This window comes from Peribacillus sp. FSL R5-0717, from assembly GCF_038002945.1.
Classification (GTDB): Bacteria; Bacillota; Bacilli; order Bacillales; family DSM-1321; genus Peribacillus; species Peribacillus frigoritolerans.
Genome location: NZ_JBBOOF010000001.1, coordinates 1,900,180 through 1,926,631, shown reverse-complemented (window position 1 = coordinate 1,926,631; position 26,452 = coordinate 1,900,180). Strand labels below are relative to the sequence as shown.

The following is a 26,452-nucleotide window of genomic DNA, read 5'->3' as shown; positions in this document are numbered from 1 at the left end:
CTTTTTTTGAAAGTGCTGGCAGAATGCCCACTATTAGTTTGCCTGATTCCTATTTTATATGTCAACTAATTTGTTATTTAGTTAACATATAATGTGCCAGTTTTCTTAGGTTTAAAGGACAACTAGGAAAATATTGAAAAAAGGCCATTGAATAATATTTTGTATGTATGTTATTATTCTAACAATATGTTAACTTGTTGTAATTTAGGTTAACAAATATTATCACTCCATTGATACTGCTAAATGTTAATTGCCCATTGAGGCTGATGGTGCACATGCAACCGGTTGGTTGGAGGGGAAAGTGGTTTAGGTAAACTCGCGGCTGGAGCAGCAGGTTGCAGGAAGCGGGTCTATTACTGGATATCTTCCGTTTTATGTGCGGAGAACCGGAACAGGATATGTTCTTTTTCAAGGAATGGCGATTCGGCACAAAATAAAAGAAAAGAGGGATAGGTTTGGAAACATTGGTAAGGGATTGGAAGATGTTAGCGGAGAACGTTATCAAAGGACATAAAGTGACGGAGGAAGAGGCATTATCCATCGTCCAAGCCCCAGACGAAGAGGTTTTGGAAATTCTGAATGCAGCCTATCTCATACGTAAGCATCATTATGGGAAAAAGGTAAAATTGAATATGATCATCAATACGAAATCAGGATTATGTCCTGAGGATTGCGGCTACTGCTCGCAGTCGATCGTGTCGGAAGCCCCGATCGATAAATATGCTTGGCTGACTAAAGAAAAGATTGTCGAGGGAGCGCAAGAATCAATTCGCCGGAAGGCGGGTACTTATTGCATTGTCGCTTCTGGCCGTCGTCCGACCAACAGGGAAATCGATCATGTCATTGAAGCGGTAAAAGAAATCCGCGAAACGACGGATCTTAAAATCTGCTGCTGTTTAGGTTTCCTGAATGAGGAACATGCCGGTAAACTAGCCGAAGCAGGCGTTCATCGCTATAACCACAACTTGAATACATCACAGGAAAACTACAGTAAAATTACATCGACACATACATATGAAGACCGGGTAGATACAGTGGAAGCTGTGAAAGAAGCCGGAATGTCCCCATGCTCTGGAGCCATTTTCGGAATGGGTGAATCTGAGGCGGAAGCGGTGGAAGTCGCTCTATCCCTACGCAGCCTTGATGCAGATTCCATTCCTTGTAATTTTCTCAATGCAATTGACGGAACGCCGCTAGAGGGAACTTCCGAGCTGACCCCCACTAAATGCCTGAAATTGATTTCGATGATGAGATTCGTTAATCCTAGTAAAGAAATTCGCCTGGCCGGGGGCCGGGAGGTCAATCTCCGTTCCATGCAGCCCATGGCACTTTATGCAGCCAATTCCATCTTCGTCGGCGACTATTTAACGACAGCTGGTCAAGAACCCACAGCGGACTGGGGAATCATTGAAGACCTGGGATTTGAAATTGAAGAATGTGCCCTTTAATTGATAAAGAAGATTATTGAGAGAAACTAAAAAAACACCCTTAGGGTGTTTTTTTAGTTTGTCGACTAAAGGGGTGGTCTGGTCCCACCCCCGAACCATAATCTTAAACATAACTAGTTTATCCTTCAGAGTTTTTTACAGTAATCCTTAAAGGATGGAAGAAATTTGCGGGACTCCTGCCGAATAATTGGGTAGCCGAGCCCCCGCAGGCGCTTATGCCAAGGAGGCTCGGCAGGCAGTCGGCGGAAAGGGAGCGGATTTCCGAAAGTGGGTATGTGTAATGATTTCCACTCCAGGCACTCGCTTTCCGCGGGCGGTCCGGGGAGCCTCCTCGGCGTTCGCCTGCGGGGTCTCCCTTGGCCACGCTTTTCCCGCAGGAGTCTCGTACCTTACGTTCCAATCAGCTGGAACTTCTTTTTTAAGAGATATTGTAGGAAAACTGGCTCTTCTTCTCCAATTCGTCTACAGTCTGGCGGTTTCATCAATTTTTTGACAAAAGGAGTTTCGAATTGCTCTCACCTCGAACCATAATCTTAAAACAAGACTAGTTTATCCTTCATGTTTTTTTACAGTCCCCCTTAAAGGCTGGAAGAAATTTGCGACACTACTGCCGAATAACCGGCTAGCCGAGACCCCACAGGCGCTTGTGCCGAGGAGGCTTGGCAGACAGTCGGCGGAAAGGGAGCGGATTTCTGGAATCAACTGGAACGGTTTTCAAAGAAAAAAACTGCAGACATTGCAGTAATAGAACTAATGTCCTTCAACCTTTACAAAAATAAAAAAATAATGATAAGTGAAAATAATGAAAAAAAAATGCTAAATTGTTAGTGAGGTTTTATAATGAATTACCTGAATACTATAACATTTGCTGCATTGTAGTAAAAGATTATGATATAGGGAAAGGATCAGTATTGGTAATATCAATAATGAGAGGATAGTTTTGTGTGATGCATATATGGCTGATTAGTTTTATTATTTTATTATTGCTATTAATATTTTATACTATTATCCCAACGGTGCTAATTCGTGTATGCAGCTTGGGAATAACCAAAAAAATCAATTCGAATAATGGGATTGCGCTAACTTTCGATGATGGCCCAAACCGTGAATATACCATAAAATTACTAGATCTTTTAAAAGAATATGAGATAAAAGCCACATTTTTTGTTGTGGGCAGTAAAGTGAAAAGTAATCCTGGGATTATTAAAAGAATGCATGAAGAGGGACATACGATAGGTATCCATCATTTTCATCATGTTTCAAGTTGGGTCCTATCACCAATTCATCTGCGAAAACAGTTGGAAATGACTGAAAAGGCGATAACGGAATGCACGAATGAAAAGGTGATATTTTATAGACCGCCATGGGGCCATTTCAATATCTTCACCCCACTATTCAGTAGGAAATATAAAGTGATTATGTGGTCCGGCATCTTTGGGGATTGGAAAGTCGAACATTGCAAAAGCACTCTGCTTGATCAGCTTCGAAGCGCTTCAACAGAAGGTTCCATCCTATTGCTTCATGACTGTGGTGAAACATTGGGAGCGGATAAAGAGGCGCCAGGCTATATGATTGAAATATTAAAGATTTACCTGCAGGAGAGTAAGGAAAAAGGAACACACTTTATTTCTTTAAAAGACTTATAACTAATTCTGGGGGTATTATGGATATAGATACGCTTATACATTTTATTGATTCATATGGATACCTGATCATTTTTCTTTTTTTATTCTTCGGCATCGTGGGCGTGCCTGCTCCAGAAGAATCACTTCTATTTCTAATTGGGGTGCTGGTTGTCCAAGGTAAGCTCTCTATGGGTTTAGCGATGCTGTGTGCAATTCTCGGCGCCTTTATCGGAATGCTTGCAGCTTATGCATGCGGAAAATATGTGGGGTATCCATTTATAAAAAAATATGGAAGATTCATTGGGATTACGGCTGAACGCTGGGAGAAAGCAAAGAGAAACTATACGGATAATGCACGAAAAACGTTAGTATTGGGATTTTATATTCCGGGGATGAGGCAAATAAGTCCATATTTTGCAGGAATCTCTTCTATACCCTTTCGGAAATACTTCCTCTTTTCCCTATTAGGCACTATACTATGGACCGTCCCTTTTATAGTGGCCGGTTATTATGTGGGGGATGCTTTTAATGTTAATCCCAAATATGTTCCATATTTAGGTGTTATATTTTTAGTTATTTTTGTACTCTATGTTACTATCAAATACATTAAAAAGAGAAAACAAAGATCCAAAAGTTGAGTCGGCTCCTTATTAAAAAACGTCGGAAATAAAAAATCGATTTAAGGAATTTGTTCAACGATATTGTAAGAAGAAGATATCATGAACTATATATTTTGTATTTTCAGAATGATTTCTTAGGAGATGACACATATGAAGAAGATTTTGTTTTTACCTCTCTTTCGAATGCAGTCGGGACATCATCAAGTTGCAGAGGCATTGATGGATATGTTAAAAAAGCATTCGAATGGGATTGCTTATAAAAAAATCGATCTAATCAGTTATACCAATACATCTCTAGAAAAATTCATTGCAAATAGTTATCTGACATGGATCCGTTATGCGCCGGAAACCTATAATCTTGCCTACAAGAACCTGTTTTATGTTCACTCGCAAAAGGAAAGTGTATGTAAATGGTATCAGCAATTATTCATGAGTAAGATGGAACGATTGATAACGGAAGAAAATCCTGATTTAATTGTGTGTACACACGGTTTCCCTTCATATCTTTTGAGTCAGTTAAAGATGAAAGGGAAGTGCAGCACACCGGTAATAAACGTGTACACGGACTTTTTTATTAATAATGTGTGGGGAAGCGAAGGGATAGATGCCCACTTTCTTCCTAGTCAAGAAGTGAAAGAAAAACTGATGAGTAAGCGCCAAATACCAAAACAAACGATGATGGTCACTGGCATTCCCGTGCACGAGGAAATCACAAAAAATGCCCGTGTCCAAAGAAACACAGAACGGCCAAAAATTTTGATATCCGGAGGAAATAGCGGTCTGGGAGGGATTTTGAACTTAGGTGATGAGTTAAAGAACTCAAGAGACTTTGATTATTTAGTTCTTTGCGGAAATAACAACAAGCTTTATGAAGAAATCAATACATGGAACTTACCTCATATCAAACCATTGCCCTATATCTCGTCAAGGTCTGAAATGAATAAGCTTTATGAAGAAGTTGACGCAATCGTTACGAAACCGGGCGGTGTCACGATCAGTGAATCATTGCGAAAAAGGCTTCCGATTTTTGTTCATTCCAGACTTCCGGGGCAGGAGGAAATCAATCTGCAGTATCTAAAACAGCAGGGCCTTGTATTTAAACTTAATCAGAAAACCCCTTTTGAAAAACAATTGCTGAGTATATTGAAGGATCAGAAAAAAATGAAAAAATGGAACACATCCATAGAATCCTATCATAAGGAAATAGAGTTGGAGAAACCCGAGGGAATAGTGGAGGTCATGAAATTGATCCTTGATCTTAATCAAAATGGTACGCCTTCCTATCTAGCCCGACAGCCCAAACTTCTTTATAGCTAAATGCATGGTGTTCCAGAATGGATACGGAAGGCTGCTGAATTAGCAGCCATCCTTTAATGAAAGGTCGGAAGGAAGAGTGACTTTGAAAAAAACATACCTTATGATTTTTTTGATGATGATGCTTGTGATGGCGGGGGCAGGGTGTTCAAGTGATGAAACAGAAATGAAGCCGCAAGCCGGAGGAAAAGTGGAATTGACGGTTTCCGCAGCTGTAAGTTTGCAAGATGCCTTGAATGATATAAAGAAGTCTTTTGAAAAAGAGAATGCAAATGTGGAAGTTCATTATAACTTTGGGGCCTCTGGAGCTCTTCAGCAACAGATATCCCAAGGCGCACCTGTTGACCTGTTTTTCTCAGCAGCAGAAGATAAATTTGATAAATTAATAGAAGAAGATCTTATTGAAGAGAAGAATGGAATCGATTTAGTCGGCAATGACCTGGTGCTGGTGGTGCCAAAGGATTCCAAAAAGGAAATCGGATCACTGGAAGACCTCACAAAGGCCGATAAAATTTCGATTGGCACTCCAGAGTCTGTACCGGCAGGGCAATATGCGAAACAAACTTTGGAAAACATGAACCTTTTCAAAGAGATGGAAGATCGATTGGTATATGCCAAGGATGTGCGGCAAGTGCTTACATATGTGGAAACGGGAAATGTGGACGCAGGCCTCGTTTATAAAACGGATGCGCTCAACTCATCAAAAGTTGAGGTAATTGCAGCAGCCCAGGGAGATTTACATGATCCGATCATATATCCCGTGGGAATGATCAATAACCTGGATCATGCCAAGGAAGCCAAGCTATTCTATGACTATCTCCAAACGGAAACCTCCATGGAAATCTTTGAAAAATACGGATTTAAGAATTTGAAATAACCGCCAATCCGGTGGCTTACAGTTTAACTAGGACTTGTACAATGATCGTCGATTTCCACTGCAGGCACTCGCTTTCCGCGGGCGGTCAGGGAGCCTCCTCGGCTTGCGCCTGCGGGGTCTCCCTAGACGCGCTTTTCCCGCAGGAGTCTCGCACCTTTCGTTCCAATCTTCAATTTGTTTTTAGACTTTAGGCGAAATCTTTTTGTCAACAGTTTAACTAGGACTTGTACAATGAACGTCGATCTCCACTACAGGCACTCGCTTTCCGCGGGCGGTCGGCCCTCGGCGCCCTGCGCCTGCGGGGTCTCCCCTCGACACGCTTTTCCCGTAGGAGTCTCGCACCTTTCGTTCCAATCTTTACTTTGTTTTGAAATTTTAGGTGAAATCCTTTTGTCCAAAAACTCTAACCACCAATCTGGTGGTCTTTTTTTTATTCATCCGCAGTAATATTAGGTATATTTCCCTTTATATTGAAACCTCTTCTTGCCTTACACGTAAGAATAAGGACATGCATGTAATCGTTTTTCAATCGCTGCGTAATATGGACCTTGCGACAAAAGAAGGACAGCACATTACTGTCCTTTGGCTTGACTGCGAATGGTACCATTCTTTTTGAAAACGATGTACAACAGTTTAATAGGCAGGTATCCTATAACCCCGCCGAGAGTCTTCAGGATCAAATCATCGGTATCAAAACTTCCTAATTCAAATAAAAGCTGAAGAATCTCATAGGTGAAACTAAGACAGAATGTTGCAATCAAGATCGATTTGAGTTGGGAAAACCTTTTTGACAGTAAGGGAAGCATCAAGCCGAAAGGTACAAAGCCGATGATATTCCCCGCTATATTTTCAATCCGGATCGATGGGTTAACATCCGCTAAGAACAGGTAATGGGCAATGGTTTTAAAAGGGATGAAGTTATGGGATCCCCAATAGCGGCCATGGGAAAAACTTATATGACCATTCATTTCGGTTATCGAGAAGGTTTTAAATAAAATGAGCTTTGTAAGGATTAATAGATACAGAACCAAAAATAACGATAATACTATTTTCACAAAAATTTTCATGATACAACTCCAATATTAAAGTGGGAAATATTTATCATTTTATAATAAATGGTATATGATGAGTTTAATGTAATAATTTACTATATTTTTTGTTCGAATTACCAAGGAGGGGTAAAACAGTGGAGGAAGCAATAATTGATTTTGTCATTGCGGTCATATTAATTATTGGTTTCACATACGGTCTCATTAGGCAATTTAAACATTGTGTCAGTATCAGGAAGGGAAATAAGTCGGAGTATGTACATTACAAGAGGGCATTGATTGGAAACTATCTGGTTTGCCTATCCTATTCAGGGTTTCTTTTTTCTTATATTTTGAATTCATTATTGGCATCCCGAATTATACAGGCTTCATTTGTTACAAGTGATAATACAAGTTTTTGCAGTTTCAGTTTTCTTGCCATTCTATTAATCGCCAAATTTGGGATTATTCCTAAGGAAAATGAACAAGTTGAATTACAAGAATACATAGTTGAGAAAGAGGAAATATGAAGAAAATTTCACTTATGATATTAATCGCATGTATTTCGATCACCTTTCTATTGAATGTTGCCATGCCTGAATTTGCTGGCAAAATGAAGCATAATATAAGTTCCATGAATATCCTTTATTCATACAGTGTCACAAAAACATTCTCGGAACAAACCCATGATACGATCGAAATGGCATCCGTTCCTTCAGGGAAAACAGAGACCAGGGATGCCGATTTCCGAAGTGATGTCAAGCTTGAGGGCACGCCGCTGAATATTAAAAGTGTAGTGAGAGAGCACTTGAATAAACCCCAAGTGTATAAAAATAAAGAAAAGTTAACCGGGCCCGAAAAGGGGTTTTCATACCGGACATATCATCTTACCAAAAATTATGATAAAGGAAGATATACAGTCATCCGAACGAATAAAATAACGGGAAAAGAAAAGGTGTATGCCGGAACTTACTATGAGCCGAGCACGCAAGATCCTATCGTAAAATGGTCGCGTGATGAAAAATGATGGCGGTAATACGATTTTATGTAAAGTTGAGTGGTTATATGGAAAAAACAGTGAAAATCAAGCAATATAACCCTGATTGGGTCAGTGAATTCCATCAGGAAAAAGCGAGGATAATGGAAGTTTTAAAGAACGATTCCCTTTGTGTCGAGCATATTGGAAGTACATCCGTCATGGGGTTGGGGGCAAAATCGATTTTGGACATCATGGCTGGGGTCCAACATTTAGCTGAAGCTGACGCGTTCATTGAACCTTTGAAATCGATTGGGTATGAATTTGTCCCGCATAAGGAGTTTCCCGAAAGGCGTTTCTTTAGAAAAGGCCAATGGAGAGCAGGGACGCATCATTTGCATATCTATAGATTCGGAAGTGGACAGTGGAAGAATCAACTTTCATTCAGGGACTATTTAAGAAGCCATCCGGACGTACGGAAACAATATCAGCAATTAAAAATGTCCTTAGCAGAAAAGCATCCTGCAGATAAAGTGGGGTACACAAAAGCGAAAGCGCCATTTATCCTAAATGTCATGGAATCAGCAAAAGGCGGTTGACTTCCAGGGTAAAGTTTTGAATTACTTGAAAAATGGTAACGGCAGTGGTTTAAACTGCCGTTTTTGTATGAACAATTAGCATGAACTTCGAACGATGAGTTCGGGGGCAAACCGATAAGTAATGTACGGGGCCTGATCCGAATTGGTTATCCGGTTCAATAGTAACTCAGCTGTTTTAATTCCCATTTGCTGAATGGGCTGTCCAATTGTCGTGATGGATGGTTCATAAAACTCCGTATAAGCGACGTCATCAATGCTGACAATGGCCACTTCCCCAGGAATCGAGATTTTTTGCTTTTTTAAATAGCTAAGGATTTCACGTAATACTAAATCATTTCCTGCCACAATGGCTGTCGGTGGATTTTCTGCATCGAGTATCCGGTCCAATTTTTCTTGAATTTGGTTTCGGGGTAAAGAATGAATATCATCCTCCCTTACTTCCAATTTATGAGATGCCATCGCTTTTTTAAATCCTTCGATCCTCTCCAGCCTTGGTGTGATCGGGATATCAATCGGTAAGGTTAAAAATGCAATGTTTTCGTGTCCTTTTTCAGCCAGCATGGAAACAGCTAAAAAGATTGCAGCATGATTATCTAAAAGAACGGAATCGGAAGTTACCCCATCAACTAATCGATCGACGAAAACCATTGGAATGGAATGATCGATCAAGTAATTATAGACTTTAAAATCATTTCCTACCGGAAAGATGATGATTCCATCCACTTGCGTAGAAACGAGCAAATCAAGGTATTCTTTTTCTTTCTCTGGATCATCGGCAGAGTCACATATGAATACTTTCATGCCGTGCTGCTGAAGCTGTTCTTCTACGGTACGAATGATTTCAGTGGATAAAGTATGTAAAATATTAGCTACGAGTATGCCAATGACTTTTGTTTTTTTCACTTTTAAATTCCGGGCATTATCATTGGGACGAAAGTCAAGTTCTTGGATGACTTGCTCGATTCTGTCCTTTGTTTCAGCACTCATATAACGAAAACGCTGGTTAATATATTGAGAAACCGTACTTTTGGAAACACCGGCCTTCTCAGCAACATCTGATATGGTAGTTTTCTTTTTTTTCATGATGTTCTCCTAAAGGATATTATTTCTTGAACTAGAACGGGATACCTTCATCATAACAAAGGAGCATGACGATTCCAACGCCAGTTAGCTGATTTTGTTAAACATTGGATGTAAGAAACACCCTAAGCACTTTGGCTAAGGGTGTTAACCTTAAACGATTGATTTACATATCCTTGATCAGCGGATTAACGAACGAGCCAGCCACCATCAACAGCGAGGATATGGCCATTCATATAGTCAGAGGCCTTGCTGGCAAGAAAAACGACAGTTCCCATGACATCAAAGGGTGTTCCCCATTTTTCAGCAGGGATCCTTGAGAGAATGTCTTTGTTTCTTGATTCATCTGCACGAAGCGCGGCAGTATTGGCCGTTTCAATATAACCTGGGGCAATCGCGTTTATTTGAATGTTTTTAGACGCCAATTCATTAGCGAAGGCTTTGGTCAGACCGGCAACGCCATGTTTACTCGCAGTATATGCGGGTACGAACTTGCCTCCTTGGAAGGTGAGCATCGAAGCGATATTTATGATTTTCCCGCTGCCTTGTTCAACCATTTCTTTGGCAACGAGCTGACTGAGAAAATACAAGGAATTAAGGTTAATGTCCATTACTGCATTCCAATCCTCGTCTTTATATTCCAATAAAGGAGCACGGCGAATCGTTCCTGCAAGGCAAAACGGCAGATATCTGGCCGCATCATAATGGGACAATGAAGATTCACATAAACGGTATGCGGGCCTGTTCATTTAGAATCAAACATTATCAATCTGTCAATTTGAATAATCTATGGCGTCTTGGATTGTTGCTTTCTTAATGGAATGGCACTAAATACATTATCTACAGAAGGGGATAACAAATGAAATTAGATTATGATTCACAGTATATCAGGGGCATCTACCTCAATAGAGACCGAATCTCTTCTTATGACCATTTCCCACTTGATCTTCCGGTTATCAGGCACCTTCAGGAAGTGGCTTTTCATCCCAGTGTTACCTATGTCATCGGGGAAAATGGAATGGGGAAGTCCACCTTGCTTGAAGGTATTGCGATAGCGTATGGCTTCAATCCAGAAGGAGGAACGTTGAATTTCAATTTTTCCAATTATGATTCACATTCCAATTTGGACGAATACCTCCGTTTGAAAAAAGGCGTATACAAACCGAAGGATCATTTTTTCTTTAGGGCGGAAACCTTTTATAATTTAGCTACGAATATAGAGGAATTGGACAGGGAGTCATCGTTTGGGTCGAAAATCATCGATTCCTTCGGTGGAAAATCGCTACACCAGCAATCTCATGGGGAATCGTTTTTTTCTGCTTTTGTAGAACGATTTCAAGGTGATGGATTGTATATCCTCGATGAGCCTGAAGCTGCTTTGTCCCCATTGAGACAAATATCGATGCTGGCCAGGATAAATGAGCTTGTTCAACAAGGTTCCCAATTCATCATTTCCACCCATTCCCCGATCATCATGGCCTATCCGGATGCTAAAATCCTCCAAATTTCAGATGAGGGAATGAGTGAGGTGGCATTAGAGGAGTCCAATCACTATTTGTTAATGAAACAGTTTTTCGAAGATAAAGATCGGCTGCTTCATCATCTGTTTCAATGAGATTTTAGCATCTCCAACGAAAACCCCGTCTGCACTGCGCATTCGGGGTTTTCATTTTTTTGGAATTGGTTGTTGACAGCTTAGGTGTATTATGGGTATAGTACATCTATAAGGTGTATGAACCACTTAGTACATACACACATATCAGACTTTTTTAAATAAATAGGGGGTGGTTTTAATGAACGTAAATACCCGGGAACCGGTATATCTGCAAGTCGTTAGACATTTCAAAGAACAAATAGCCATTGGTAATTTCGTGGCGGGGCAGGAAATTCCCTCCCGAAGAGAACTGGCGGCTTCACTCAATATAAATCCCAATACCGCTCAAAAAGCGTATAAAGAAATGGAGGAACAGGGCTTGATTCATACAGAACGAAATTTCCCCAGTCAAATCACGACGAATGAAACGATTTTACAGGCTGTAAGGCAGGAATTGATTTTGGCGGCCGTCGATACATTTGTCGATGCGATTCGTCCGATTAATGTACCGGTTGATGAACTGCTTCGTGTGGTTAAAGAAAAATACTCGGAAGAAATAAGGGAGGAGGAAGAAAAATGATAGAAGTAAAAAAGATCTCCAAGAATTATGGACGGAAAAAGATCTTGGATGATGTTTCATTTACAGCCAATAAAGGAGAAGTCACTTGTCTGATTGGGATAAATGGTGTCGGTAAAACGACTACACTCAAAGCGATTATGGGATTGACGCCATATAAAGGTGAAATCCTGATCGATGATCAAAAGATGACAAAGGACAGTTATGAAAAAATCACCTTCATTCCGGACGCACCAACCATGCTTCCGCAAATGACCATTAAACAGGCCATGGTTTTCATGTCGGATTTCTATACGTCCTGGAATCCGGAAAGAGCTAACCAGCTAATGGGGTTTTTCAAGCTTAAAGAGGAGAATCGCATTTCGGAATTGTCAAAAGGGAATACAGCTAAGCTCAACCTGATGCTTGGTTTATCCCTTGACGTCGATTATGTACTGATGGACGAACCATTTTCGGGAATCGATATGTTTAGCCGCGAGCAAATTGCCGATGTCTTTGCGAGCCACCTGATTGAAGATAGAGGAGTCATCATCACGACCCATGAAATCGGTGATATTGAACATTTGATCGATAAGGTCATTTTATTGGATAACGGTTCAGTGCTTAAAGAGTTCAATACAGAAGAAATGCGGGAAGAGGAAGGGAAATCGGTAGTCGATGTAATGAGAGAGGTGTATCAATCATGATGCGATATATAAAACTAGTGAACTTTGAAATCAACCGTTTCAGTAAAATCTATCTTAGCTTATTGTTGATCACCTTAGTTTCGCAATTTGCCGGAGTGATCATCGTAACGAAGAGCCTTCTTAATGATGCCAGGGATATCATGAAAGAAGAAAGACTATCTGAAGCCGCTTATATTACCAATTATGGAGGCATTGATTTTAACCATATCGCCAATAGCCTCTTGTTTGTAGGACCGATAGCGCTGAGTGCGGTTGCCCTTATTTTTTACATTTTCCTTATTTGGTATCGTGATTGGTTTGGAAAGAATACGTTCATTTATCGTCTATTGATGTTACCGACATCCAGATTATCGATCTACCTTTCAAAAGCTACGTCCATCTTCCTGATGGTATTAGGGTTGATTGCTTTCCAAATCATCATTTTACCTATGGAAAATGCCCTATTTAATTCGAATGTGCCGGAAGCGCTCTTGAGTGAAATGTCAATTTCTACTATCACGATAGCCAATCCGATTTTGTCATTGATCATTCCAAGCACGTTCACGCAATTCCTGATTTCCTATGGCATCGGTCTTATGATCATGTCGATATTATTCACGGCGATCATGTTTGAAAGAAGTTTCCGCATAAAAGGATTCATAATGGGCTTGTTATATTGCGGAATCGCTGCTGTGTTGTTTTTAGCCCCAGTTTTAATGGAAATCGGGAATTTCTATTTCTATCCAAATGAATTATTTGGCCTGATGCTCGCAATAGGGATCATTTTGACAGGATTATCGGTTTGGCTTGGTGCTTGGTTATTGAAAAATCGCGTTACCGTATAACAACTTTAAAGGAGAGTGAACAAGGTGAAACGTTATTTATGCAGCATCATTATTGGAATGGTTGTCATCTTAAGCATCGGGACCTATTATGTCAAAGTAGCTTCCTCCGCTTCCAGCCTTCCAAAGTATACGTTCAAGACACTGGAAGGCAGCGATAAAGAACTTGATCCGGTGATTATAAATGCTTCGCTTCAAAATGGCAGTAATTTTTATGAACCATTAACAATTGAATCCAATACAACGAAATATGCCAGCGAAAGGTCTTACTTGGAGAACCTAACTGGAAGACAAGATCATCTAATTGAAAGATTGGTAAAAGAACATCGTTCATTTATGCGTGGCAAGGATTCAATTAGTTCTTTATATGAAGACGATGATTTTCTTGCTTACGCTAGGGTGAATAGCGAATATACAAAGAGCGGGAATATGGAAGCAAAGTTTGATATCGGTTTACTGGTGAAGAAGGACGAAGAGGAAACTTCATTCCAAATTGAGCTTCCGAATCAAGGGAGAATCATGAATGCTGATGTCAGGGATGTGCAGTTGGTCCATTCAAAACTACAGGTTTTAACGATGAATGATGTGAATTCCAACAATGAGAAGCAGACAAAAGAGGTTCATCTGTATACGATCGATGTAGCCAATAAAAAAGTCTTGAGCGATAAAACCCTTGTATCTGAAACCTTTACTGACCCTAATCAAGTTGGTTTTGAGATGCCAATCGATATTGCCCCCTCACAGCCAAACAACATAGTATTCATTTTGGTAAATAAAGGGATAAATCAAGAGGATGGCTTTAAGGAAAAACTAAAGGAAAGCAAGCTTTTATCTTATAATTATGAAACGGAAAAATTAGAAACGGTTAAAAAAGGATCACTTAGCCTGGACATGGCTAGATCAGGATATGCAGACGGAAAAAACCTTTATGCAGTTGAAATGAAATCAGGTAAATATCGCGTTAAAACGTTTGAGCTTGGCAGTCAAAAATTAACGAGTGACACCGAGCTGGATATAGCCGCTAATAAAGAAGAGCAATATACCGCTGCCTTTAAGAACGGGCGTGTGTACTTCCTATTGAACGGAATGAATCAAGAGGGCAAATCAAACAAGCCTGCCAAACTTCTGATTGCAGATTTAAAGACTGGAAAGACTTTATATAAAGGTGAAACAGTCATTAATAAAAAGAACAGCAAAAGTTTTCAACTTTATTTCGATGACCTGGAAATAAAATAAGGACCTACTATAGCTAGAAGCTGTTAAATGAAAAAGGGATATCCTCCAATGGGATATCCCTTTTTCATTTAAATGGAAGCCAAGTTCGTTCTGGCTGTACGTTCCCTCTTGCCGTGCAGGAAGTGGTAAAGGACGGAGGTCAAGATGACCAAAACGCCCAAGATGACATAAAGTGTGCTGTAACCTGTAATCGGAATGATGAATCCCAAAATATAAGGGCCGAATCCAAGTCCTGCATCAAGCATGATAAAGAAGGTGGACGTTGCCATCCCCATTCGGTGAGGCGGTGTCAGTTTAACGGCAATCGCCTGCGAGCTTGATTGCATATTACCGAATCCGAGGCCAATGAGGAAACCAGCTGCCAGTAAAGTGAAACTATTGGTTGTCATACTTAGAAGCAGCAAGCCGACTCCGAAAATAATGAAAGCCGGATACATGATGAAGTTCGATCCTTTCCGGTCCATCAATGGTCCTGAGAAAGGACGTGATATCAATACGGCTACTGCGTACACTACAAAGAAGAAGCTTGCCGTATTGACCAGATCGATTTCGATGGCATAGAAACTGATGAAAGAAAGGACACTGGAATAACAGAATGCCAATAACAGAGTGATGATTGAAATGGGCAGTGCCCTAGGTTCAATGAAATTGGAGAGCTTGAATCCTTTGCTTTCCGTAACTTTTGCCGTCACTTTCAATGCCGGGACATATAGGAAGAATGCTGTAATCAGGGAGATCACACCTAAAGCCAGGCAGAAACTGAAAATGATTTGGAAGCTTGTATGTTGGGCCATAAACAGACCGATGAAAGGACCGATAGCCGTCGCAAGTGTTGCGCTCATGCTGTAATAGCCGATGCCTTCACCCTTTCGTGTCGGCGGAATGATCTGCGCGACGATCGTGCCTGTCGCAGTACTTGCCATCCCCATTGCCATCCCATGGATCAGGCGGTTAACAAGCAGGAAGCCGATTCCAAGGTCCACGAAATAAAGAAGTGTTGTCAAAGTGAAAAAGATCAAACCTATGAATAACGTTTTCTTACGGCCGATTGAATCAATGAAACGGCCAATGAACAGACGTCCGATCAACGTCCCGATAATAAAAATTCCCGATATGAGTCCGGCTTCGCTTGTAGAAGCATCCAATTCATTAACAGCATAGATGGCAAGTGTCACCATCAGTAAATAAAAGATTAATGTTATGAAAAAATTGATGGACGAAACGATGACAAAGTCCTTCGTCCACAGTCTGGTTCTGGATTGATCCATGTTATTATCTCCTTACTTTATAATGTTATTTCTAATTTCGCCCATGATGCGTATGGCAGCGAGTTGTTCCTCTTCCGTGATCCCTTTCAAGATTTCCTGTTCATATTGATCGATTGTCACGCGGACTTCACTGTAGACCTTTTTGCCAAGCTCCGTAAGCCGCATCCTTTTCTCGCGTTTATCTTTGCTTGGCACATGCTCGACATACCCCAGCTCTTCCAAGCGGGCAATGGTCCTCGTAATCGTGGGTTTCTCCACGCTTTGGTAATTGGCAAGCTCTACAAGCGTCGCCGAACCATAATTGTTCAAGTAATACAAAATGGACCATTGCGCCCTGTGTAAATCATGCTTGTTCAGCTGGATATTAAGATTATTTTCAAAAGGCCGGTACAGCAGCAATAATTGCTGAAAGAATTTTTGGAAAGTCTTTATCAGAAACACCTCTTATCAATATATAGTTATCATGAGTAATCGTTACCCTGAGTAACTATAATACCAAAATAAATCCATTCTGTCCACTCGGATTTGTGTTGTTTGTTTAATCAGGTTTTTAGTTAAAATGAATGGGAATATAGGAATAGGAGATGATGTGAAGCATGAATAAATCTATGATCGCGTTAATTGCCGCAGCAACAATGCTAACTGCTTGCAATAATGACAAAGCCAATGAAAACGAGGAAAAATCTGTCCAATCAACGAATGAAAATCAAACCCAAACTGAAAATGAACAACAAAAACAACCTTCGCAAACAGAAACTCAATCAAGCCCTGAACATGGAAAGTGGTCTTCTTTGCCCGAATATGACAAAATCATCGAGCAAATCGGCAATGAAGACTATACTTTTAATAAGGAAACGGATAACGATGGTAAACGGGTATTCCTTATTGAACTTAATGGTGAAAAACAATATAAAACTGTTTTCGTCAAAAATACCAATCGCCTGAAAATTATCAAAATAAATGGCGGCGGAGAGGTTTATGACGGAATCTTACAATAATTGGACCTGTGTAAGTGTTGGTTTTGATAAAGGGGTCGTGGGTAAATTTCACGCCGCTTCCCGGCAACAGGTTGATGAGGTTGCCAGGAAAGTTAAGGGGAGGAGTTACCACCATTTACGCCGACAAGCATCCATTTGCCGGCGGGTAGGATCATTATGCGGTATATTTCGAAGATCCCGATCGGAGGAAGGTCGAAATCGCGGCCCCTTAACAATAGTTGGCATAGCTATATTGGCGGTTATGTCCACCATTCCCTCCTTCAGGTTCGGGTTCTGGGCCAAGTGAAAAGGCCTCGATCAATATGAATGCACCGAAAACCTGGGTCCAGCTGCCTAGTAAAAGAATATGTTCTCCCAACCGTACTTTTTCATTTAAAATGAAAATATTTCCAATGGATTCCAAAAAAGAACCGGCTGCAATGAGGCCATTTCCCTTGATCTCAAAAGAGCGTGAAATGGACTCCTCAGTCAGCGATGCCCCGAATGTTTCAAAAGCGGCACCCAGGCCTTGGATTCCACTGCCGATTGCATCGGTTCTGGTGCCCTCTTCCACTGAACCACTCAACTGCATATCTATTCCAACTGCATTTGCGATATTGCCAATGGCCTCAAGCCAAGCACCGAAAATGAAATAGGTTTCCGAACGTTCATTTTCCGGGTTCAGCATTTTCGAACGGCCGATTGCTTGCAGCGAATTTCCAACGGCTTCAATGCCATTCCCTTTGAGGACGAGATCTTTTCCGAGGTTAGTGCTCGTTAAAGTTTGCCGGGTTTGCCCGATTGCACCTACAAGTGTGCCGATGCCGAGTAACCATGCTGCTGAAATAAGGAGGTCATCTCCATTTCCATGAGTGATCATATCTTAAACGCTCCTTATAAGTGGTTAGATTATATTATTCAGGAAACAGTGTTTGTTTACTTAATGCTTTATCACTTTGGGCTCTGGTTGTAAGTTATCCATTTATTGGTATAATGACAGCTGGAGGAGATGATGTTGACTTTTAACAATTTTTTGCAAATGATTATCGCAGCAATTTTCTTTATGGTTTTTACGTTTTGTACCTGGTATGAAGGAAGCGAAATTCTGGATAGACCTTGGGAATGGAAGCATTCCACGCATTTTACACACATAAATGATGAACAGGCGATAGAGGCAGATGATATTTCGAATTTTGATCATTTCGTGTATGCCACAAAATTCAAACCGTTATTTCCATTTCTTATGGTCACCACAGCGTCGTACTTAATCATTCTTACGGGATATATCCTGTTCCAAAGAAGGATGGCCCTATTCTTGTTGGGATTTGGAGTCCTTTTTCTGTTTTCAAGCGGTTTAGTATCCAATTCCCCGACTGTTGGAGGAAATATCTTTCAAGCATTTTTTCTGATAGGCGGAATGATAGCGATAATGGCTGCAGCTCTCTATTATTATCGGATGCCAAGACGATTCAATACGCTCATGAAGTAAGCAAGCTGCCGATGAGGCAGCTTTTTTTGTGCAAATTGTTGACACAAAATAACGAAAAATAATAGTCATTTTCGCGAAATTCTTAGATTGAACTTCACTGTAATGTAGTTTATAGTTAAGTCGAAATTTAGTAGACCAGTTGCTATAATACCGGCGATGAACCCCTATCGATTGGATAAATCAGTGATTGAAGACTAAAGCGAAAAGGTGATAATATGTCAGGCAAAATCAAAATTGAACAGCCAAAAATCCCCCAAGACTTAACACAAGCGAACTTTCAGGAAATATATTATCAAGATGAGCCTTATCTTGAGTCCCGTATCATAACCAACTGCACGATCGATAGAGAAAAAATGGACAAAATCGTATTATCACAGGTTGTTTTTAAAAATGTGACGTTCAGTGATGTATCATTCAGGAATATCGAGCTGACGGATGTCATCTTTGATCATTGCGATTTAACGAATGCCGATTTCATGGGCGGCTCGATTCATCGTGTGGAATTCAAAGAGTCCAAACTTTTAGGCATTAACCTTTCTGACGCAAGCTTAGGGAATGTCTTTTTTGAGAATTGCAACCTGAATTTAAGTGCCTTTGGTTATTCCAGTTTAAAGCAAGTGAGGTTCGATCATTGCTCATTGGAAAGTGCTGATTATTATGAGTGTAAATTCATTAAAGTGAAGTTCGAAACATGCAGATTAAATGAAGTGAACTTTTCCCGGACACCGCTCAAGGGAATTGATATTAGCAGTTCTGCATTTCAAAGGATTACCGTATCCCCGGAAGATTTAAAAGGATGCGAAGTTTCCCCGGACCAAGCGATAGTCTTTGCGGCCATGCTCGGACTGAAAATTAAAGAGTGAACCTTTCAATAAGGCTGAAGCGAGGGACCGCCGAATTTGGCGGTCCTTTTTGAGTTATTTGTGGTGAATATAGGCAGAGTGAATAAAATGATATGTATAGAAAAGTACGGAATCTTTGCACAAATGCAGTATTGCTTTACAATATTTGTTAAGTGGAAGGGGGATTGAATGTTGATTATCAATAAGGTCACTTTGTATGGTCATGCCTGGACTGAAATGCGGAATTTTTATGTTGATGTGTTAGGATTTGAGTTACTATCGCAAACGGTTGATGCTTTTGAAATTAAGGCAGGGGAAAGTGTGCTTGAAATCAAAAAATATCATTACAAAGATAAGCCCTTTTATCATTTTGCCATGAACATTCCGACCAATTTATTTACTTCGGCAAAAGCATGGGCGAAATCAAAAGTGGAATTGACCAGGGAAGAGGATGATGACGAAGTTTATTTCAGCTTTTTAGACGCACGGTCTTTTTATTTTTTAGACCCTTCAGGCAACATTGTCGAGTTCATATCGAGATATTCCGTATCGCCCCAATCCGCGGCTGATTCTTTTTCGGCTCACAACGTCCTGTGCATCAGTGAAATAAACATTACGACAGATGAAGTCAGGGCTTTGGGAAATCGGTTGATCAGCAATGGTGTGCCTGTAAGGAATGGTGAAGCGATAAGAGAAGATGGATTGAATTTCATGGGTGAACATGAAGCAGGTTCGTTTTTACTTTTAGGTCCAAGGAAACGGCGTTGGATTTTCTCGGATAAAGAGTCGGAAACCTTTCCGCTTTCGCTAGTCATAAATCAGCATCTATATATTTCATTGGATGGCGAAGGATTTATGGAAATGAAAAAGGTGGAATGATGTCGATTTATATTTTGGCAATAAAGCAGAAGCAGGGCTGCCTGTCATTGACGTATTTCCAAACCAGCATTCATTCTGCCAGTCTTCTGCTTACAAATGTCGATTAGCTGTATATATTTATATTATTACTTAATAAATTCTCTAAAATTATTAATATAGAAAGCTACATAACCGCAATTTGGGCATACAGATGCTTTAGGGTTTGAAGAAACACTATTGAAAAGTCCTTTCTTTTGGCTAATCTTAATTCCATTCATACCGCCTTGTACATTTACTTTGCAATCATCTATCATTTCAGTTTGGCACTGATTACAAATTCTTTTCATCAAAAAACACTCCTTTTTCATTTAAAAATTACTTAAGCAGGAACACTCACAATTCGATTTATTTTAATATAAATATCCAAAAGTCATTATGACATTTTGAATTACATAACCCAAGGAGCAAAGCCATGAAAAAAAGAAGTTTATTGATAGCGGTGGGCGTGATCGTTTTTGGGATCATTGCCTCGATAGCATTGGTTTCTCAAACCAAAAAGAAAGAGGTCGCCGGTAAGAGGGCATTTCCCCAGCATACAGTCTATCAAGCGGGGACGATAAAACCTGACAATCTGTCACAGGAGGAAATGGATGCTGCCGTGGCGACTTTTTATGAAACCTGGAAAGATAACTATCTTAAGCAGCCTGCAGATAAAAATGATGAATATTATATTTTTTACAATGATAAAGGATATGCAGAGCCCAAGAATGCAGTGACCGTTTCTGAAGCGCATGGTTATGGGATGATGATAACGGCAATCATGGCAGGCAGCGAGGACAAGAGGTACTTTGATGGGCTTTATCGTTTTTATAAGGCGCATGGAAGTGTTCATGACCCTTCATTGATGGCGTGGCAGCAAGTAAAGGATAAATCGGGTAAAATCATCAATACGCCAGGGGATGCCGATTCAGCAACTGATGGCGATATGGATATCGCCTATTCATTATTATTGGCTCACCGCCAGTGGGGAAGTGAAGGGGAGATCGACTATCTTGCAAGTGCAAAGGACATATTGGATGCGATCATGTCGAATGAAATAAATCGGTCGCAGTCCCTTGTTAAACTAGGGGACTGGGCGGAAGATGAAGATGACGTATACGGACAATCGACTCGTTCCTCTGACCTTCTTCTCAATCATTTTAAGACATTTGAGGCGGCGACTGGGAATGATGAATGGAAAGATGTAAGAGATAAGGCCTATAAGGTCATTCAATCTATTTATAAGGAGAAAAGCGGCAATACTGGCCTCATCCCGGACTTCATTGTACAATCCAAGGGAGAATATCAGCCGGCAGAAGCGGGCTTTTTAGAAGGGGAGAATGACGGCAATTATAGCTGGAATAGCAGCAGGACCCCATGGCGCTATACGCTCGATTACTTACTGACTGGTGATGAAAGAGCGCTGCCGCAATTAAAGAAGATGAATGATTGGATTAAAGCGGAAACGGAAGGCAACCCTGAAAATATCCAATCCGGTTATACGCTAAGCGGAAAAGCCGTGGAAGAAGGGAATAGTACAAGCTTCGTCGCTCCATTCATGGTGAGTGCCATGGTGGATTCCTCCAATCAGCAATGGATTAATCGCTTATGGAACCGGACGATACAGGAACAAGATGATGATGACTATTTTGCCAATACGATAAAATTACAGACAATGATCGTGGCTTCGGGTAACTGGTGGGCGCCATGATTGAATGGAAGAAACCAATTAAAGATGAAAAGGAGTTTGATGAGGATGATGAAGGTCACACCTTTCTTGATGTTCGAAGGTAATGCGGAGGAAGCGATGAATTATTACACATCTTTAATCGAAGGATCGAAAATAACCAGCATTGTCCGGTATGGTGCAAATGAATCAGGTACAGAGGGAAGTGTCATGCAGGCTACCTTTACCTTGAAGGATCAGGAATTCATGTGCATCGATAGCAATGTTAAGCATCAATTTACATTTACACCATCGTTTTCAATTTTCCTTACATGTGATAGTGAAGAGGAAATCGGCAGGCTTTATTCGAGCTTAACTGATGGCGGACAAGTGATGATGCCATTGGGTGACTATTTCTTTAGTAAGAAGTTCGGCTGGGTATCTGATAAGTTTGGTGTTTCCTGGCAGCTTACTCTCCCAATATGAATGAAATGAATAGGCCACTGGATAGTGGCTTTTTTCAGTTTGTTGACCAAAGGGGGTTCGTAAGTGGGGATTCATGGAGAAAGTAGCCGGTCTATTTCGTCATTCATGGAGGACCTGGGGGCGAGCACATCGGAATTAAACCGTTCCTGACGCCGTTTTCGCCTGCCCTTCTTCTGATTGCCACATCGCCGAATCGATTCCTGACAGTGAATTGATCATTTTTGAAAAAAGCTGCCACTATCTTTTCATTGATGAAAATAGGGAATTCATTTCGAGGATTTCTTCTTTCATTAAACGAGAGATTTGGACACAAAGAAAACGAGGCATCATATCCGGGCAAGAGTTAGATACTTTTAGGATAAACCGTTTGTGCTGTGAAGGAATTAATTATATATTAATCCTTAGTACATTAATTCATGGATTAAAGTATGATGATAAGAAAAGCCCGGAGGAGACAATCATGAAAAATATCAATACAGAACAAGAATATCGTGAACAAATCAACCAAGAGGGACTGACGGTCGGGATTTTTACGACTACATGGTGTCCGGACTGCAAACGTTTAGACATGTTCATCGATGAGATCACTCAAGAACATCAAGACAAACAGTGGTTTACAATCGATCGTGACGAGTTCCCTGAGATTTCCGAAGAGCAAACGGTAATGGGAATTCCATCACTTTTAGTATTTAAAAATGGGGAAAAGGTTGCGCACCTGCACAGTGCAAATGCTAAAACTCCAGAAGCGGTCAATGAATTTTTAAAAGACCTATAAAAGAAAAGGTGAACCCCATGGTGCTGTAATGAGGGGTTCATCTTTTTTTTTAGAAATTTTTTCTGGAAATGACTTGATTTCTAAGGTGAAACGGGGTTTAATTATAGATACCGAATATCCATTATGGATATATGATATCCACATACATACTAAAAGAGGTGAAATGATTTGCAATTAACAAAAGGGGTCGAGCAAGCTATATGCATCATCGTTATACTCTCTACCCAGGATAAAAATGTCCCGCTTTCGTCAAATGAGATCAGCAGGCGATTAGAGGTGTCTCCTTCTTATTTGAAAAAAATCATAAGGAAATTGGTCGTAAAGCAGATAATCACTTCCGTTCCTGGTAATAACGGCGGCCTTACTCTTGCCAAAAGTGTAGATAAGATTAAAAACCTTGAAATTATTGAGGCGATGGAAGGTCCCATTTCGATGTTTCCGGATACAGGACTTATAGAAAAAGCGTTTAAAGATGGAGAGTATGCAGAGAAGGGAATGGACGTCCTTCGTCGGATGTTTTCTCGGGCGGATCAACTTTTAATAGAGTTCTTTTCCAGCCAAACAGTGGCGGATTTGCTTAAAGAAAGCTTTGGCACCACGGACATACCGACCCTTAATTGGAATACCGCGTCATTGAGTGATGTACTGCGTGAAAAGAAAGGTGAAAAGAAGTGAATATGCTTAAACAAGAATGGAAGCTTTTCCTTACGAATCGAAAATTGGTCGGTGTCGCAATCGTTTTACTGTTCGTCCCGATTATTTATGGGGGGTTATTCCTTAGTTCCGCTTGGAATCCATACGGAAATACAGGCAAATTGCCTGTTGCAGTCGTGAATAAGGATGTAAAGGCGGAATATGAGGGGAAAACCTTAACAGTCGGTAATGAGCTAGTCGAGCAATTAAAGGACAATGATGATTTAGAATGGCATTTCGTAACGGAAAAAGCGGCGAAAAAAGGTTTCGATGATGGTACATATTATATGGTCGTCACCATTCCGGAGGACTTTTCAAAAAATGCTTCTACCGTCATGGATGATGAGCCTAAAAAAATGAATCTGACGTATGATGTGAATCCTGGACGCAGTTTCGTTTCTGAAACGGTCGGGAAACAGGCAACGAATAATTTGAAAACGGAAATTGCCGAAAGTGTCACAAAAGAATATGCAGAAGCGATCTTCTCCCAACTGGATGAAATCGGAGAAGGATTCGGCGATGCGGCAGATGGGGCATCCAAGCTGGATGACGGTGCAAAAAAACTGCATGATGGAAACAAAGAAGTGACGGAAAATCTGAATAAGTTAGCTTCGAGCACATTAACTTTTAAAGATGGAGCGAATAAACTCCAAGTGGGCGTTGGCGAGTTTTTGGAAGGAGCCAACAAGCTTGAAAGTGGCGCGTCGGAATTGAATAAGGGTATTACACAATATACCTCCGGTGTCGGTCAGTTGCAAAAGGGTGCGAACGAACTCGCATCAGGCACAGGGGAATTAACTAATAATAGTGAAGCGCTTATAGAAGGTTCTTCCCAGCTTTCCACTGGGCTGGCCAAAGTGGTTCCAGGAGCGCAAACTTTGAATACTGGATTGGCACAAGCGCAAACAGGCAGTGCGAATTTGAATGATGGGTTGAATCAATTATCACAAAATGCAAGCCAGCTGACGGATCAATCGACAGGAATTCCAAAATTGGCAGCAGGTCAGCAGAGTTTAAATGAGGGAATCAATAAACTGGCAGGAGGAAGCCAGGCGCTAAATGACGGGCTGAAAAAAATGGATGGTCAATTGCCCGGAGAAGAACAGCTGGATCAGCTTAAGCAAGGACTGACAAGCATTCAAAGCGGTGTAAATCAATTGCAAGAAGCGGTTCCAGCAGGAAGCAGCGCGTCCGGTACCGTATCCGGCATTACCGAAGACCTCAATAACAGTCAAACGGCGTTAACGGAACTTCAATCAACGATTGCGAATAATGGTCAGAGCACGATCAGTGCCGTTCAAAACACGGAAGCCTTCAAAAGCATGACCAGTGAACAGCAATCAGAAGTAATCGGAGCCATTCAAAATGAACTTCAAAGCCAGGCGGAGGCACAAAAACGAATCGCAACGGCTCTTGCTGCAAGTGTATCAGACTTATCAACGCAATTAACGGATAAAGTGATGCCTGTATTGAATGGATTAGGGCAGCTTCCGGAACAAGTGGCCCATTTAAATAATGCGGTGAATAAAGTCAATCCAAACGCTGTTTCAGCGTTAAACGGATATACGTCAATAAGGAACGCACTGGAAGAACAATTGATTCCTGGTGCGACCCAATTAAATGGCGGCTTGAATGAAGCTGTAGAAGGCAGCAATCAATTAACGGCGGCAACGCAAAGTTTAAATGAACGGACACCGGAATTAGTGAAGGGGATCAACCAGTTAGCACAAGGCGGTTCCTCGTTGAATAATGGCCTTTCAAAACTAACTGAGGGATCTGGTCAATTGGTTGATGGAGTTTCACAACTGCAAGCAGGTTCATCCTCCTTTGGGAGTGGCCTTGAGAAGTACGCATTTGGTGTTAGCCAAGTTGGAGAAGGGGCAAGCAAACTGGCTAATGGGGCCAATCAACTGGATGCCAACTCAGCGGCCTTGAACGAGGGCTCATCAGCACTTGTTAAAGGAACTGAACAATTGGCAGGCAATCTGCCTACTTTGAGCAATGGGGTCATCCAGCTTGCTGATGGCGCGGGTAAGATCAATGAAGGTTCATCAGCACTTGCTGAAGGTTCCGATAAATTGGGTGAGGGAATCTCCTCACTTCAAGATGGAACGGTCGAGCTTTCGGAAAAACTCAGTGATGGTGCAAAAGAAATTAGTGAAAATAAAACAACCGATGATAATTACAGCATGATTGCTGAACCGACACAGGTCAAAGAACAAAAAAGCAGTGACGTGCCGAATTATGGTCATGCACTGGCTCCTTATGTCTTGTCTCTAGGGTTATTTGTTGGAGCCATTGCCTTCAATATGGGATTCCCGACAGGCTTGCCTTCTACTAGGCCTACATCAGGAGTGGCATGGTGGTTCAGTAAATTTACGGTCCTATTCATCCAAGCGACGCTTTCTGCATTAGTGTTGGATGCGATCATGATTTGGGGAATGGATTTACAGGTAGAGAACATGGGGCAATTCATTGGGGTTTCCATACTGACTTCCCTAACGTTCATGTTCATCGTTACCTTCTTGACCGTAGGATTTGGAAATCCAGGTCGTTTATTGGCGATGATATTCCTTGTATTACAGCTAGGTGCAAGCGGAGGAATGTTCCCTGTGGAACTGACAAATAACTTCTTCAGTCATGTTCACCCGTTCATTCCGATGACATACTCTGTCATGGGCTTCCGCCAGGCGATGAGTACGAGCCTTGGGGCGGATGCATTGACAGCAAGTATAGTGTTCCTTACTGGATGCATCATTGTCTTTAATCTGCTGCTATTGCTAACGATGGTCATCAAGAAGCGAAAAGCACATAATATTGAGATGAATGCATAAACAAAAACCCCCGGTGCAATGCGCCGGGGGTTTTTTCATTATGT

The 26,452-nt window shown here is 41.0% G+C and carries 28 protein-coding genes and 1 pseudogene; 22 read left to right on the top strand and 7 right to left on the bottom strand.

Going from position 1 to position 26,452, the window contains the following annotated elements:
- Positions 1–482: 482 nt before the first annotated feature.
- The 5 genes from bioB (at position 483) to modA (ending at position 5,884) form a co-directional block, all read left to right on the top strand.
- The gene (gene bioB, locus NYE65_RS09350) at positions 483–1,448 is read left to right on the top strand and encodes a biotin synthase BioB (protein ID WP_063577586.1); all 966 of its coding nucleotides are present in this window, start codon (positions 483–485) and stop codon (positions 1,446–1,448) included.
- A 947-nt stretch (positions 1,449–2,395) separates the two neighbouring features.
- On the top strand, positions 2,396–3,094 hold the full coding sequence (locus tag NYE65_RS09345) for a polysaccharide deacetylase family protein (protein WP_340862118.1): 699 nt from the start codon (positions 2,396–2,398) through the stop codon (positions 3,092–3,094).
- Positions 3,095–3,111: 17 nt separating this feature from the next.
- On the top strand, positions 3,112–3,711 hold the full coding sequence (locus NYE65_RS09340) for a DedA family protein (RefSeq protein WP_340860720.1): 600 nt from the start codon (positions 3,112–3,114) through the stop codon (positions 3,709–3,711).
- A gap of 132 nt (positions 3,712–3,843) precedes the next feature.
- A complete protein-coding gene (locus tag NYE65_RS09335; protein WP_340860719.1) occupies positions 3,844–5,010 on the top strand; it encodes an MGDG synthase family glycosyltransferase in 1,167 nt (388 codons plus the stop codon).
- An 82-nt stretch (positions 5,011–5,092) separates the two neighbouring features.
- A complete protein-coding gene (gene modA, locus NYE65_RS09330) occupies positions 5,093–5,884 on the top strand; it encodes a molybdate ABC transporter substrate-binding protein (RefSeq protein ID WP_340860717.1) in 792 nt (263 codons plus the stop codon).
- Between the two features lie 572 nt (positions 5,885–6,456).
- On the opposite strand, the gene NYE65_RS09325 is transcribed toward modA, so the two are convergent.
- Positions 6,457–6,951 carry a VanZ family protein gene (locus tag NYE65_RS09325; protein ID WP_340860715.1) on the bottom strand — a complete coding sequence of 165 codons (495 nt, stop codon included), beginning with the start codon at positions 6,949–6,951 and terminating at the stop codon, positions 6,457–6,459.
- Between the two features lie 119 nt (positions 6,952–7,070).
- On the opposite strand from NYE65_RS09325, the gene NYE65_RS09320 reads away from it, so the two are divergent.
- The 3 genes from NYE65_RS09320 to NYE65_RS09310 are packed head-to-tail and all read left to right on the top strand — an operon-like array spanning position 7,071 to position 8,487.
- Positions 7,071–7,442, top strand: a complete 372-nt coding sequence (locus NYE65_RS09320; protein ID WP_328175646.1) for a hypothetical protein — start codon at positions 7,071–7,073, stop codon at positions 7,440–7,442.
- The gene (locus NYE65_RS09315; RefSeq protein WP_340860713.1) at positions 7,439–7,939 is read left to right on the top strand and encodes a hypothetical protein; all 501 of its coding nucleotides are present in this window, start codon (positions 7,439–7,441) and stop codon (positions 7,937–7,939) included. Before NYE65_RS09320 ends, NYE65_RS09315 begins: the two co-directional genes overlap by 4 nt.
- Before the next feature lie 38 nt (positions 7,940–7,977).
- Entirely contained in the window at positions 7,978–8,487 is a 510-nt protein-coding gene (locus NYE65_RS09310) for a GrpB family protein (RefSeq protein ID WP_340860711.1), read from the top strand.
- A 75-nt stretch (positions 8,488–8,562) separates the two neighbouring features.
- Here the strand turns inward: NYE65_RS09310 and NYE65_RS09305 are convergent, their stop codons facing one another.
- Together NYE65_RS09305 and NYE65_RS09300 are read right to left on the bottom strand one after the other, a co-directional pair.
- Complete coding sequence (locus tag NYE65_RS09305) at positions 8,563–9,570, bottom strand: LacI family DNA-binding transcriptional regulator (protein WP_340860709.1); 1,008 nt, start codon at positions 9,568–9,570, stop codon at positions 8,563–8,565.
- Between the two features lie 185 nt (positions 9,571–9,755).
- A pseudogene (locus NYE65_RS09300) lies at positions 9,756–10,238 on the bottom strand (SDR family oxidoreductase); the annotation flags it as partial.
- Between the two features lie 188 nt (positions 10,239–10,426).
- Here NYE65_RS09300 and NYE65_RS09295 point away from each other — a divergent pair.
- The 5 genes from NYE65_RS09295 to NYE65_RS09275 all read left to right on the top strand — a co-directional run bounded on the left by NYE65_RS09295 (position 10,427) and on the right by NYE65_RS09275 (position 14,481).
- Positions 10,427–11,182, top strand: a complete 756-nt coding sequence (locus NYE65_RS09295) for an AAA family ATPase (protein WP_034310704.1) — start codon at positions 10,427–10,429, stop codon at positions 11,180–11,182.
- Between the two features lie 178 nt (positions 11,183–11,360).
- The gene (locus NYE65_RS09290) at positions 11,361–11,741 is read left to right on the top strand and encodes a GntR family transcriptional regulator (RefSeq protein ID WP_034310706.1); all 381 of its coding nucleotides are present in this window, start codon (positions 11,361–11,363) and stop codon (positions 11,739–11,741) included.
- On the top strand, positions 11,738–12,424 hold the full coding sequence (locus NYE65_RS09285) for an ABC transporter ATP-binding protein (protein ID WP_057279131.1): 687 nt from the start codon (positions 11,738–11,740) through the stop codon (positions 12,422–12,424). Before NYE65_RS09290 ends, NYE65_RS09285 begins: the two co-directional genes overlap by 4 nt.
- On the top strand, positions 12,421–13,248 hold the full coding sequence (locus NYE65_RS09280) for a hypothetical protein (protein WP_258249301.1): 828 nt from the start codon (positions 12,421–12,423) through the stop codon (positions 13,246–13,248). Before NYE65_RS09285 ends, NYE65_RS09280 begins: the two co-directional genes overlap by 4 nt.
- 24 nt (positions 13,249–13,272) lie before the next feature.
- Positions 13,273–14,481, top strand: coding sequence for a hypothetical protein (locus tag NYE65_RS09275; protein WP_340860705.1), 1,209 nt, complete (start codon positions 13,273–13,275; stop codon positions 14,479–14,481).
- 68 nt (positions 14,482–14,549) lie between these two features.
- Here the strand turns inward: NYE65_RS09275 and NYE65_RS09270 are convergent, their stop codons facing one another.
- Positions 14,550–15,749 (bottom strand): MFS transporter, encoded by a 1,200-nt coding sequence (locus tag NYE65_RS09270; RefSeq protein WP_328175637.1) that lies wholly within the window; start codon positions 15,747–15,749, stop codon positions 14,550–14,552.
- A 12-nt stretch (positions 15,750–15,761) separates the two neighbouring features.
- On the bottom strand, positions 15,762–16,181 hold the full coding sequence (locus tag NYE65_RS09265; RefSeq protein ID WP_048686687.1) for a MarR family winged helix-turn-helix transcriptional regulator: 420 nt from the start codon (positions 16,179–16,181) through the stop codon (positions 15,762–15,764).
- 164 nt (positions 16,182–16,345) lie between these two features.
- Between NYE65_RS09265 and NYE65_RS09260 the strand changes: the two genes are divergently transcribed.
- Complete coding sequence (locus tag NYE65_RS09260) at positions 16,346–16,747, top strand: hypothetical protein (protein WP_340860703.1); 402 nt, start codon at positions 16,346–16,348, stop codon at positions 16,745–16,747.
- 208 nt (positions 16,748–16,955) lie between these two features.
- On the opposite strand, the gene NYE65_RS09255 is transcribed toward NYE65_RS09260, so the two are convergent.
- On the bottom strand, positions 16,956–17,606 hold the full coding sequence (locus NYE65_RS09255) for a DUF6944 family repetitive protein (RefSeq protein ID WP_340860701.1): 651 nt from the start codon (positions 17,604–17,606) through the stop codon (positions 16,956–16,958).
- A gap of 135 nt (positions 17,607–17,741) precedes the next feature.
- On the opposite strand from NYE65_RS09255, the gene NYE65_RS09250 reads away from it, so the two are divergent.
- The 3 genes from NYE65_RS09250 (at position 17,742) to NYE65_RS09240 (ending at position 19,936) form a co-directional block, all read left to right on the top strand.
- Positions 17,742–18,215, top strand: a complete 474-nt coding sequence (locus NYE65_RS09250) for a DUF4306 domain-containing protein (protein ID WP_340860699.1) — start codon at positions 17,742–17,744, stop codon at positions 18,213–18,215.
- Positions 18,216–18,430: 215 nt separating this feature from the next.
- Complete coding sequence (locus NYE65_RS09245) at positions 18,431–19,078, top strand: pentapeptide repeat-containing protein (RefSeq protein ID WP_098186892.1); 648 nt, start codon at positions 18,431–18,433, stop codon at positions 19,076–19,078.
- A 168-nt stretch (positions 19,079–19,246) separates the two neighbouring features.
- Positions 19,247–19,936 carry a VOC family protein gene (locus tag NYE65_RS09240; RefSeq protein ID WP_240520762.1) on the top strand — a complete coding sequence of 230 codons (690 nt, stop codon included), beginning with the start codon at positions 19,247–19,249 and terminating at the stop codon, positions 19,934–19,936.
- Positions 19,937–20,061: 125 nt separating this feature from the next.
- On the opposite strand, the gene NYE65_RS09235 is transcribed toward NYE65_RS09240, so the two are convergent.
- Positions 20,062–20,262: a nucleic acid-binding protein gene (locus NYE65_RS09235; protein ID WP_098937231.1), complete on the bottom strand. Its 201-nt coding sequence runs from the start codon at positions 20,260–20,262 to the stop codon at positions 20,062–20,064.
- A gap of 125 nt (positions 20,263–20,387) precedes the next feature.
- Between NYE65_RS09235 and NYE65_RS09230 the strand changes: the two genes are divergently transcribed.
- From NYE65_RS09230 to NYE65_RS09210, 5 genes are all read left to right on the top strand, one after another.
- On the top strand, positions 20,388–21,665 hold the full coding sequence (locus NYE65_RS09230; protein WP_328175633.1) for a glycosyl hydrolase family 8: 1,278 nt from the start codon (positions 20,388–20,390) through the stop codon (positions 21,663–21,665).
- Positions 21,666–21,710: 45 nt separating this feature from the next.
- Positions 21,711–22,106, top strand: a complete 396-nt coding sequence (locus NYE65_RS09225) for a VOC family protein (RefSeq protein WP_340860693.1) — start codon at positions 21,711–21,713, stop codon at positions 22,104–22,106.
- Positions 22,107–22,563: 457 nt separating this feature from the next.
- Complete coding sequence (locus tag NYE65_RS09220) at positions 22,564–22,881, top strand: thioredoxin family protein (protein ID WP_258834084.1); 318 nt, start codon at positions 22,564–22,566, stop codon at positions 22,879–22,881.
- Positions 22,882–23,049: 168 nt separating this feature from the next.
- Complete coding sequence (locus tag NYE65_RS09215; RefSeq protein WP_034310735.1) at positions 23,050–23,556, top strand: RrF2 family transcriptional regulator; 507 nt, start codon at positions 23,050–23,052, stop codon at positions 23,554–23,556.
- A 2-nt stretch (positions 23,557–23,558) separates the two neighbouring features.
- A complete protein-coding gene (locus NYE65_RS09210; protein WP_340862117.1) occupies positions 23,559–26,408 on the top strand; it encodes a YhgE/Pip domain-containing protein in 2,850 nt (949 codons plus the stop codon).
- The last annotated feature ends 44 nt before the right edge of the window (positions 26,409–26,452 follow it).